10 protein-coding genes are annotated in these 11,325 nt (G+C 36.5%); all 10 read right to left on the bottom strand.

From position 1 onward, the window contains the following. Positions 1-336: 336 nt before the first annotated feature. The 10 genes from FNN09_RS11310 to FNN09_RS11265 all read right to left on the bottom strand — a co-directional run bounded on the left by FNN09_RS11310 (position 337) and on the right by FNN09_RS11265 (position 11,325). Positions 337-1,368, bottom strand: a complete 1,032-nt coding sequence (locus tag FNN09_RS11310; protein WP_143302467.1) for a glycosyltransferase family 4 protein — start codon at positions 1,366-1,368, stop codon at positions 337-339. 178 nt (positions 1,369-1,546) lie between these two features. After that, entirely contained in the window at positions 1,547-1,900 is a 354-nt protein-coding gene (locus FNN09_RS11305; RefSeq protein ID WP_143302466.1) for a four helix bundle protein, read from the bottom strand. 349 nt (positions 1,901-2,249) lie between these two features. Continuing rightward, entirely contained in the window at positions 2,250-3,635 is a 1,386-nt protein-coding gene (locus tag FNN09_RS11300; protein WP_143302465.1) for an O-antigen ligase family protein, read from the bottom strand. Then, positions 3,625-4,587: a glycosyltransferase family 2 protein gene (locus FNN09_RS11295; RefSeq protein WP_143302464.1), complete on the bottom strand. Its 963-nt coding sequence runs from the start codon at positions 4,585-4,587 to the stop codon at positions 3,625-3,627. Before FNN09_RS11295 ends, FNN09_RS11300 begins: the two co-directional genes overlap by 11 nt. Then, positions 4,588-5,715, bottom strand: a complete 1,128-nt coding sequence (locus tag FNN09_RS11290) for a glycosyltransferase family 1 protein (protein ID WP_143302463.1) — start codon at positions 5,713-5,715, stop codon at positions 4,588-4,590. A 4-nt stretch (positions 5,716-5,719) separates the two neighbouring features. Further along, the gene (locus FNN09_RS11285) at positions 5,720-7,057 is read right to left on the bottom strand and encodes a glycosyltransferase (RefSeq protein ID WP_143302462.1); all 1,338 of its coding nucleotides are present in this window, start codon (positions 7,055-7,057) and stop codon (positions 5,720-5,722) included. 6 nt (positions 7,058-7,063) lie between these two features. Next, the gene (gene wecC / locus FNN09_RS11280) at positions 7,064-8,266 is read right to left on the bottom strand and encodes a UDP-N-acetyl-D-mannosamine dehydrogenase (RefSeq protein WP_143302461.1); all 1,203 of its coding nucleotides are present in this window, start codon (positions 8,264-8,266) and stop codon (positions 7,064-7,066) included. 88 nt (positions 8,267-8,354) lie between these two features. Further along, positions 8,355-8,753: an endonuclease domain-containing protein gene (locus FNN09_RS11275; protein WP_143302460.1), complete on the bottom strand. Its 399-nt coding sequence runs from the start codon at positions 8,751-8,753 to the stop codon at positions 8,355-8,357. A 229-nt stretch (positions 8,754-8,982) separates the two neighbouring features. Next, positions 8,983-10,131 carry a non-hydrolyzing UDP-N-acetylglucosamine 2-epimerase gene (gene wecB, locus FNN09_RS11270; RefSeq protein WP_255434090.1) on the bottom strand — a complete coding sequence of 383 codons (1,149 nt, stop codon included), beginning with the start codon at positions 10,129-10,131 and terminating at the stop codon, positions 8,983-8,985. Between the two features lie 6 nt (positions 10,132-10,137). Then, positions 10,138-11,325, bottom strand: a complete 1,188-nt coding sequence (locus tag FNN09_RS11265) for a glycosyltransferase (protein ID WP_255434093.1) — start codon at positions 11,323-11,325, stop codon at positions 10,138-10,140.

Here is an 11,325-nt window from a genome sequence, read left to right as displayed (position 1 = left end):
AGGAGGAGTACCTCGTCTTTGGCGAGGGGAGGTGGTTTTAATATAGTAATACCACCCCGCCTAAATTTAGGGAGGGGAATGATTGACAATTCGTATTTAAGCTCCCCACTATATTGCAATGGCTGATGAACCGAACAGCACGGCATTCATATAGATAGGTTTTCATGTGTTTATATTTTGTTTTTAATTGCCACATGGAACTCGCCAAAATTAATCATGCTCCTGTGTGAGAAACTGTTCTCATGGCTCGTTTCTTATGAGTAAAACCTATTTTAAAAACACAGTATGTTTAACTTATAACGACTACTCATTTACGCTGCCATTAAACTAATGACCTTAAATCCCAATTACTGTCTCCGCCCATTTTTCAGGTGTATGTTGCAGTCCTAATTGGTGTGAAGCACTACTCATTTGTTGGAGTTGCTTCTGATCCAGTTCCATTATTTTGCGTAGTGCCTGCTTAAGGCTTTCTTTACTTTCATTTTCAAAAATATAACCGTTCTTACCATCTTTCAGAAAGTCGCTTACCGATCCAATAGCAGAAGAGCATATCATGGGAAAGCCAGCCACGGCCATCTCATGCACCACCACCCCCCAAGGCTCAAAGCGGCTGGGCAAAACAAAAACACCGGTCTCATTCAATAATGAGTTCATTTGAGCTGGTTGCACAAAACCATGGTGTTTTATTTGAGGATGAAGTGGGCGCTGGTCGTAAAGTTCACCTGCTCCCAAGCACCACAATTCCCATTCACTAACTTGTTCATTCTGAATCTCAATAAAGGCATCAAACAGTAAGTCTAAGCCTTTTGCAGGGATATAACGACCCACATATATAAAGCGTTTGGGTAAGTCAGTGCTGCGTTGTTTTGTTGCAAATATATCTTTGAAATGATTGGTGTCCGCACTATAAAAACCAGTATGTATATTATTACCAAAACCAAGTTTACGTGCATAAACAGCCTGTGGCTCACCCGGTACCCAGGCATGCGAAAAGTGACGTTTGATATAAAAAGGCGCTAATAAACGCATAAGCTGCTGTTTGGTATTACCAAACCAGTGGTTGTCAAGCGTTAATACCGTTGGTATCTTACCTTTAAATTGACGGCATACTTTTAAATAGCCCTTATCAATCCAGCCACTCGTGATGATCTTATCTGGGTTAATTTCTTTAACCAATTCAAGCAAGCCATCATTTGTATAGTTTGTTCTGTCATAAATAGTCACACCCTCGGGTATATCAAACTCAAAGGGTGCTTCTTTATTGACCGGCCAGCGTACAACATGGACTTCTACATTTTTAGCAGCTAAGGCACCAAAGCAACTCATGACGTAGCCAGCTAATTCAGTGTATAGGAATAATATTTTCATGGTAAAAAAACGGTTTGCGGTTTGACGGATGAATGGTATGTGGGTTTGGGGTATGATGGTATGTCGGTGTGATTGTAAATCGGTTTGTGGTGTGACGGTTTGTCGGTGTGGGGTTTGACGGTATTATGGTTTGACGGTTTTTTACCGCATACCGATTAGCCGTAAACTACATACCGTACTAACTACTTCTTGCATTAATTAGTTTTCTAAGCATGGCTGATATCTTTTGGCATTTATCAGAAAGGGTATCTAGTACTTCTTTTCCAATATAGTCAATTTCATAGGCGATGATTAACTGTGTTTCTAATTCTGCACAAGATCCTTTAGCAATATAAAAATGACGTACTGCTTGTTTGTTGGTATCCAACTCATCACCTTCTGCAATATTTGACGGTACAGAAACAGCAGATCTTTGCATTTGATCTTTTAAACCATAGTCAGCAGCTAATTTACCATCACTTGTTAATCGATAGACTGAAACAGAAAGGTCTTTTGCCTCTTGCCAAACTTTTAATTCTTTGAAATTTCCCATAGTAATCGGTTTGTAGTGTACCGTTATTCGGTTTAAGGTGTTTCAGAAAAACATTGGTGTGATGGTATATCGTTTTTTTTTGGTTTGAGGTAATCAGTAATCGGTGTTGCAATATGACGGTTTGATGGTGTTTCGGTTTGCCGGTGTACCGGTATAATTCCTTAGTACCATCATATCCGAATACCAACATACCGTGTTCCCGTCATACCGGTTTCTTTCATACCGATTTCCCGTCATACCGGTTTCTTTCATACCGCTTCCCGCATACCGGTTTCCTCATAAAACTCCCGACAACTCAATAGACTCAAGATAATGACCATCTGAATAGTGAACGTTTATACAGATAAAATTAGGCTCCATTTTTTGATTGTGATACTATAATTACGTTATATGCTGCCATGGAAAGTCCAAGGAATAGGAATATTTGATAAAGACCATTATTACCAATATGTGTAAGAAAGCCAACAATACCGCCTATGAGATAACTATTAAGGATGATATTATTATAAAATTTATTGTCGTTTTTAAGTTTATTGATATAATTATAAATTGAAAAGAAAAATAAAAATCCCAAAAGACCTAAATCCATTAATATGACCACCCAACCAGAATCTATAGGCTCTACACCACGGCCATGCTTAGGTAGTGGTAAGTGATAATTATACATACCTAATCCAAAACCTGTGAGTAAAAACTCTGGTGCTACGTTATACATATAATCAAGAGCAACTGACTCATAGCGCTCTTCACTTTCTTTTTCAACCCTACCAAAGGAGCGTTCATATAAAACATCCATCATACTTAAACTTTCTTTATTCTCAATACTTGTTGTCTTAGAATGTGCAGTAAATGAATCGCCAGATTGCATGAATACATACCCCACAATACTAATGATTACAGTATATTGCAAAATCTTTGAGCCAAAACGATGCCGAAATAAATATGGTATAATTATTAGACCAATGCCAGCTGAAATTAGGATGGCTGATGAAAAGGTATAAACCATTACTATGAAGGAAACAACTAATGCAGTTATATGAAATATCCTTCCTTTGTTATAATTTCCTTCGATATAGTTGTAGAAACTAATAAAAATGTATGGTAAAATAAATGTAGCTAGTGTCTTGGGTTCACCAGATAGACCATATATGCGATTAACCACCGTACCTTGTAGACCAAAAGCAGCAAACTCACTAGCCTCTCCACCCGGGCGAAGTATTGGTAAAAATGGTAATCCAAGGAGAATGAAAACAAAGTGAATGAGGCCGACAGCAATAATAAACTCACTTAAAAAAAAATAAGCTTTAAGGCTCCAACTTAATCTATGCTCTGAATTAATAACAGATGTAATAAATGGCACCATTAAGGCCATTGTTACATATGTATAAGCTTGGACAACTGGGCGCATCATTGGCCCCTGTAAAAAGGTAACTCCAGGGACATTAGGTGTTGCAATCCATGCCACCGTAGAGGAAAGTACTATTAATAAATAATATGGTTTAAGGATGGTGGATTTGTTATACTTATTACTATACTTAAATGCGAAAAGGCTTGTTGCAAACATGACCACTTTGTATGGGAACCAAAGTGTACCAGCTAAAGCGGTAAAAGCATTTAAGCCAAATGAAATAAGTAATAATACAAATAAAGAGTAGAACTTATTCTTCTGGTAAAAATAGAAACCCAAGAATAAAAACACCCAAAGACCTAGTTTAGATATTTGTTCAAATGGCATATTCCAAGAGTATCTTGTAATTATAAGCTTCAGGCAATAAGTGCTTTTGTTGATAATTAAGTTTACCTATTGCCATGAAAAAACCTTTAACACTTCTACTAATTGCTTTAGGTATAACTATTGGGTGTTGCCTATTTGCTTTATTCCATATTTGGCGCAAGAAAAGTACTCCAAGATGGTAATGTAAGTCATACCATTTAATAGTATGATGCTTAAACAGTCCCCTAAGTATAAAATACCACTCACCAAAAACATGATGAATAGGGTGAATGCCTTCGTTCTTGCCCCAATTGCGACACCCTCCGGCAGCTGCACCTAAGTGAATTACACCTGCTTGGGAATCAAAAATAAGTGAACCATATTTTTTAGTTAAACGCAAACAAAAATCACTTTCTTCCCGGTGAGCGCCTTTCCCAAAATTATAATCCATTCCGCCAACAGCGAATGCAAAAGAGCGACGAACAGATAGATTACAGGATGTTCCATTAATAACTTTACATTTAGTATTAAAGTTGGGTGGAAAAAAAAGCCAACCCACCCGGGGGTGGTAACTTTTTTTATGCCGTGATGTGCGTAATGCTATGCCAGGATCTTTAATCTGACCATAAACACCTGGTAATGCATTGTCATCGTAATTTTTAAGGTGACTTTCTAGAAAGTCCTGGCTTTCAATTATCAAATCATCATCCAAAAAAAGAACAATCTCACCTTTTGCCTCCAATAGCCCAATATTGCGTGCTAAACTGGCATTGGGCGCTTTAGAATAAAAAACTCTTAAGTTTATTTGATGTTGAGTAGCAATTGTTTTTAATCGATCTAAATCAGTATCAGATTGAGCAATCAATAAACACTCCCAGATATGATGATCCAAATTTTGCTTGCCCAAATCGAATAAGGTATTATAAACTTCTTCTTTTCGACCTAGTGTCGGTATAATGACGGATAATTGCATTTATTGTGTGCTAAGTTGATCTATAAGTTTAGAAAGCTGTTGCGCTGCGTTTTGATAGGTAAATTGTGAAGCATACTTTTTTACCAGTTCCTCGTATTCTTTAGATATTTCGAATTGGCTCATTTTTAAAAGGCCCGTTTTTATCGATTTAACATCTAAGGAATCAACAGGTATACCATATTCAGATGCAACCTCAGGCATGGATGTACAGTTACCATATAATACCGGGCGGCCTTGTGAATAGGTTTCAATGATTGGTAAACCAAAGCCTTCGTATAAGGAGGGAAACAGCAAGCCTTTACTATTACGTACCAACTCTTTTAGACTTAAAGCCTCTTGAAAAGGAACCAGTTCAACACACGTACTATTGTTAATTTGATCTTTTACGGGAAGTTGGTTAGCTGCTATTTCACCAATTAATAGCAGTTGGGGTAGTGGATGATTTTCAGTTTTAAGTTCTGAGTAGGCTTCTAGCAAGCGTCCCAAATTTTTCCGGTTACTGCCAAAACCCCACCATACCCAATAGTTTTGGGTTTTATAATTATTTGTCAGCTCATTAGTTTCATATTTATCATCGAACCAGAAATCTTCAATTCCATTATGTAAGCTAAAAAATAGCTCTTTCTGTGCAGGGTATTTCTCAATTAACTCATCTCTGGTAAAGTTTGATATAGCACCTATCATCGAATTGCTCTTCATACACCATTTGAGAGTATTTTTGAAGATACGATTACCATGCCATTTTAGACTACTTGTTTCTGGAGCATTAATGCTTGATAAATCTGCAACAGTAGAAATACTGGGTTGTTGTTTTTTGTTAAAGTATTCTGGCATTCCTGGGCTCAAATAAAAATCAAATCCTTTGGGCCAAGATTGATAGTTTTTGATTCCAAATAGCTTTTTGATATTAATATTTCTTTGTGAACTCAAATTACTCACAATATTAACATTATTAATATTTCTTAGCGAATTCCAATAATCTGAAAGCTGTAATGCTTCCGCATCCATACTTACAAAAACAGTGAATTTATCATCACTGCGTAATAAACACAATGCTTTTATTAGCCCCCGTTGTGGAGTGCCAGAAGTAAACGCTTTTAATGAATTTCCGTTTATAAATATATTCATCCAACTAGTGATACCTTTTATTACAGCTTTTTATTATTTGAGCTAGCTGCTGAGTTTGTTTCTTTCTTTCGAACTGTTTAGCAAATTTCTTATTTAAAATAAATTCAGTATTCTGATTAAAAACTTGTTCTAGTTTTTTAGATGATTCAATGTGGTCGTCAGGATCTAATAATAGACTATTACCTAATTGTTCAAGAAGATCCTTCTGTGCACTATTAGTAACAAACCCGAGAACTGGTTTAAGAAGTTTTAAATATTCAAAAGTTTTACCTGCGATAGAGTAATCTTTTCCATTAATTACTTTTGAAGACGTTAATAACAAAAAGTCACATTTCTTCTGAAATTCAACACTTTGCTGTTTATCTAACCAACCAACATGATTAACTATGTCGCTTAAACCAAAATCATCAACCATTTGTAGTAACCAGTTTTCTTTTTTACCAGCAAACGATATTTTTATTCGGTTTTTAAAATCTGGATTATTTTTAATAATCTGCTTAATTGTTTTTAGAAAGAAATACGGACTTCTATACAACCAATCTTCTTTGCGCGGTGTATATTGTAATTTCTTAAGCAAAGTTTTCTTTTTTGTTTCTTTGAACATCATGTCTCTAGACTCAGGATCATAATAGAAACTACCAACATACCCAATATTTATTTCATACTTAGTATTAAATACTATTTTTTCATTTTCTAAAATTTGATTATCAAAGCCATTGGGTATATAATTGAATTTGCTCTTACGTATTGAAGGATGATGTTTAATTAAATCTGATTGTGTTACAAGTGATGTTGTAATAATTGATTCAGCAGCTTGTAACACCCTCTTTTCTGAGTTTTTTACTAATAAATAATGAAGGTAACTTTTATATGGTGTTGTCATCCATAAAGACCAATGATCTCTTAGATCTACTATTAATGGTACATCAAATTTTTTTGAGGTTTTTTTTGCCAACTTAAGTATGCTAAAGGGAGGCGCCGTAACAAAAATTGCATCATATTTCTTTTTACTAACTAAGATTGAAATTTTTTTGTAGAAATCTTTGCGCCAGTAATATGCTTCATTAAAAAATTCAGGAAACCTTGATATAAAACGATTACTTCTTTTTCTGATAAGATTGTCTGATTTCACTTGACAAATATGAGTATCGTCAGAAAGTTCTTTCAATTGATTATTGTCTCTATTTACCTTTGTATATACTACCGAATAATCTCTCTGATCTAGTGTAATAATAGTAGGAGTGATTCCGTATTCTGGTAAATATTTAGCAAACATTAAAGGTCTATGACTTCCGCCAACATTTAGAGGGGGAAACTGATATGCAATAAAAAGAATATTCATTTGCAGTTATCTATATATTCCACAAAAATCCAATTCAAGCTTATCTGTAGTTGTATCAAGAAAATCAGTATGACGTACCAACCAAACGATCATATCTGCCTGTACTAGAGCATCTTTTTGCTCTGTCAAACTAAAGCTGGCATGTTCATGAATATGTGGTTCTACAACTAGTACTTCGCCACGTGCCTCAGCTACAATTTTCGAAGTAATGTATTTAGCTGGCGACTCTCGTAAATCGTCAATATCTGGTTTAAAAGCCAATCCCATACAGGCAATAACTGGCTGACGGCCATGTTTCACTTCAAACTCCAATGCTGTTTTTAAGGTTTTCTCCACACACCAATCGGCTTTGTAATCGTTAATCTCTCGTGCCTGGCGAATCACATGTGCCTGCTCGGGGTAGTCGCTTACGATAAACCAGGGATCAACAGCAATGCAGTGACCACCAACACCACATCCGGGTTGTAGAATGTTAACACGTGGGTGCTTATTGGCTAATTCTATTAATTCCCACACATTAATACCGGCTTTATCACATATAATGGACAACTCATTGGCAAAGGCAATCTGTACATCACGCGAGGAGTTTTCCACCAGCTTACACATCTCAGCCGTACGGGCATTGGTTCGGTGTAATGCACCATTTACAAACAAACTGTAAAATTCACATGCCTTTTGAGTGGATTTTTCATCAACACCGCCAATGGCTCTATCATTCACCACCATTTCTTCCAATGCTTTGCCTGGCAGCACACGTTCGGGACAATAGGCAATGTGTATTTTATCACTTAATTCAGGTCTTTCACTAACAATGAGTTGTCCCATTTTCTCCGTGGTCAACACTGGTGAAGTGGATTCAATGATAAATAAATCACCTTCCTTTAATAAGGGAAGTACATTGCGTGTGGCAGCTTCCACAAAGGAAATATCAGGTTCATTATTGCCTTTAAATGGGGTGGGCACCACTATCAAGTATACATCTGCCTCTTGTAATTGGCTGCTAGCCTTTAAAAAGCCGTCTTTAACACCTTCTTGAACCATCTCTTGCAGACCAGGTTCAATAATGTGTATTTCTCCCTTGTTGATGGTTTCTACCACATGTGGGTTAATGTCATAACCATTAACTTCAATTTGTTTATTGGCTATTAATGCGGCTGTTGGCAGGCCAATATAGCCCATGCCTATGATTGATACTTTTGGTGTTTGCATGTTGTATTATTCAATTCCCCAATCGGGTATAAATTATCAATTGCTTTTATAAGAGCCCCTTTCTCCAAAGGGGAAAAACCTATTTTAATTATCGTTCAAGATTATTACTACTGAGATTATATTTCTCCTCAAGTTCAGCAACAATTGTTTCAATAAACCTAATAACATTATTCAGGTCTTTTTTAATATCATATTCATCAATTCGTAGGACTTGATATCCTAGTTGCTCTAACTTATTATCTCTAAGCTTATCTTTTTCTGTCTTAAACTGATGTGAATAACCATCAACCTCGATGATAAGTCTCAATTTACGACATACAAAATCAACTATGTAGTTATCAATTGCAAACTGGCGATTAAACTGGTAGCCATACATTTTACGAGCTCTAAGTGCCTCTTTCCATAAAATAATTTCACCATCGGTTGAATCATTACGTAGTTCACTCGCAAAATTCTTTAGCTTATTGTTGTAATGTGAATCTTTTATTTTTCAATCCCCCAAATACTTATGTATTATTTGAATGATTTTTTGACACCCCCTTCTCCACGTGTCCCGACACTTCGGGAAGGGGGAAAGCACTTACTTCCTCCAGAAACTATTAGTATTATATATCAAAATCAATATACTGGACTAGAATAAAGTTAAATATCCCCCTTAGAAAAGGGGGTAGGTTATTTAGTTTTGAAAAGATTATTTTATGTCGGGGGATTGAAAACTACAACCTCTCTTTCAAAAACTTAATTATCCGTTCACAGGCCTCACCATCGCCATAAGGGTTATGTGCCTTTGACATTTGATTATAGACCTCTTGCTTATTTAAAAGCGCTAATGATTCTTTGATGATCAGATCCTTATTGGTACCTACCAATTTCACTGTGCCGGCTTCCACAGCTTCAGGGCGTTCGGTGGTATCGCGCATCACCAGTACGGGCTTGCCTAGGCCTGGTGCTTCCTCTTGTATGCCGCCGCTATCGGTTAATACAAAGTGTGACCGGCTCATTAAATAGATAAAAGGCAGATATTCTAATGGCGGAATTAAATGCACATTGTCAATATCACCCAGTATTTCATTAACCGGCTTTTGCACATTGGGATTCAAATGTACTGGGTAAATAATGAGTGATTCGGGTTGCTGTGTTGCAATTTCTTTAATGGCCTCACACATGTGTACAAAGCCATCCCCAAAATTCTCACGACGATGCCCGGTTATTAATACCAACTTTTTGCTCCTCAGCTTGCTTTCGATATTTGGTACATAACCCTCCAATAAAGACAAAATATCGTGTTTTAACTGTGCGGAGTGCTCTATCTTATCTAAAGCCAAATTAAGTGCATCAATAACGGTATTGCCGGTTACACAAATACCATTATCATGTATATTTTCTTTTAAGAGGTTTTCTTTTGACCAGGGAGTCGGTGCAAAATGAAAGGTACTTAAACGCCCGGTTAACTGACGATTCATTTCCTCAGGCCAGGGAGAATAGATATCGTTGGTTCGCAAGCCTGCCTCTATGTGGCCAACCGGTATCTGCTTGTAAAAGGCAGCCAAGGCAGCGGCGGTGCTGGTGCCTGTATCGCCATGTACTAAAACCAAATCAGGTTTAAAGTCATTTAATACTTCGCGTAGGCTTAATAGAACACGAGACGTAATATCGTATAAATCCTGACCAGCTTTCATCAGGTTTAAGTCATAATCAGGTTCAATATCAAAGATATTTAATACCTGATCCAACATTTCGCGGTGCTGAGCAGTAACACAGACTTTTGAATTGAAAGTGTTGTCTGTTTCAAAAGCTTTAACTAAAGGTGCCATTTTAATGGCTTCAGGGCGTGTGCCGAATATTAAAAGAATTTTAGCTTGCAATGCTTTTTATTTTATGAGGTTATTATTAGCAACTTGATAAAGCAACTCTTTTATTTCCTTAATTCGTTTTTTAGGCTCACATAATTGCAAAATATGGTTTCTACCTGCCTTACCCATTTTTTCTGCAATATCAGGATTTTCTATGAGGAGTATTATTTTTTCAGCCATTGCTTCATAATCATATTCTTTAACCAAAAGACCAGTTTTACCATCTATAACGTTTTCTGGAATTCCATTATGGTAGGTAGATACAACTGGTAATTCATGAAGTGCCGCTTCAGCCAGGCTAATAGCAAACCCTTCAGTGTCACCATTGACAGAGGTAACGCTATGTTGTGCATAAATCCAATGTTTGTTTAAGATTGGAAAACTAAATTCGCGTGATAATACTCCTTTAAGGGCCACAGATTCTTCTAAACTTAATTGAGTAATTAGCTGTTTAACTTCCTTCTCTAATGGACCTCCGCCAATCATGGTTAGCGTTGCATTTGGAATTTTGTTTTTTACAATACGAAACGCATATAGTAGTGCCATTGGGTGCTTTTTCTCTGTGAACCTGCCAAGATAAACTATGGATGGATTTTGCAGTTTACGAGTATCCCAATTTAATGGTACTATCCCTTTACTTGAAACCCCCAACCTTATTACTTTTATTTTGTTTTCATCACAACCTAAAAGTATAAGGCGTCTTTTCATATAATGACTTGCGGCGATAAAGCCCTGAGCTAAAGCAAACAGTCGTTTTAATTCTTTGACATAGGCCTTGTCATTTAAACAAGTTGTTATATCGTACCCATGCACATGTACAACAAAAGGAATTTGTTGCAGTTGCAGATAATCCATCACCAAAACGCCCGAAGTAGCATATTCCACATAAGCCACATCAAAATTGGGTAACATAGTGTTTTTTAGTTGACGTAATGCCACTCTTTGGATAAAACGCATTTGCCATTCATCACCTTTGGCGCCTTTTATTTGGCCAAGTTTATGAAGTCGCAATGCAGTAACTTGGTATTTATCAGAATAGCCTGTTGTATATTTATTAATTTTTAGATTAGTATGTAACACTTCTCTTTTGCCCGATACATAATTAACACTAACATCAGTACACAGGCTTAATCCTTCAACCAAATCATATATAAATGTTTCGGAAGGGGAAATATTTGAATGGGAAAAGAAAGCTAGATTCAACAT

It is taken from the genome of Carboxylicivirga sp. M1479 (assembly GCF_007097485.1).
In the GTDB taxonomy this organism is placed as follows: Bacteria; Bacteroidota; Bacteroidia; order Bacteroidales; family Marinilabiliaceae; genus Carboxylicivirga.
This window is presented reverse-complemented; position numbering and strand designations above follow the sequence as displayed.

Coding starts and splice junctions, on each gene's coding strand:
- FNN09_RS11265 (WP_255434093.1), bottom strand. CDS start 11,325: ATGTTGAATCTAGCTTTCTTTTCCCATTCAAATATTTCCCCTTCCGAA.
- FNN09_RS11305 (WP_143302466.1), bottom strand. CDS start 1,900: ATGGGAAATTTCAAAGAATTAAAAGTTTGGCAAGAGGCAAAAGACCTT.
- FNN09_RS11285 (WP_143302462.1), bottom strand. CDS start 7,057: ATGAATATTCTTTTTATTGCATATCAGTTTCCCCCTCTAAATGTTGGC.
- FNN09_RS11295 (WP_143302464.1), bottom strand. CDS start 4,587: ATGCAATTATCCGTCATTATACCGACACTAGGTCGAAAAGAAGAAGTT.
- FNN09_RS11290 (WP_143302463.1), bottom strand. CDS start 5,715: ATGAATATATTTATAAACGGAAATTCATTAAAAGCGTTTACTTCTGGC.
- wecC (WP_143302461.1), bottom strand. CDS start 8,266: ATGCAAACACCAAAAGTATCAATCATAGGCATGGGCTATATTGGCCTG.
- FNN09_RS11310 (WP_143302467.1), bottom strand. CDS start 1,368: ATGAAAATATTATTCCTATACACTGAATTAGCTGGCTACGTCATGAGT.
- FNN09_RS11300 (WP_143302465.1), bottom strand. CDS start 3,635: ATGCCATTTGAACAAATATCTAAACTAGGTCTTTGGGTGTTTTTATTC.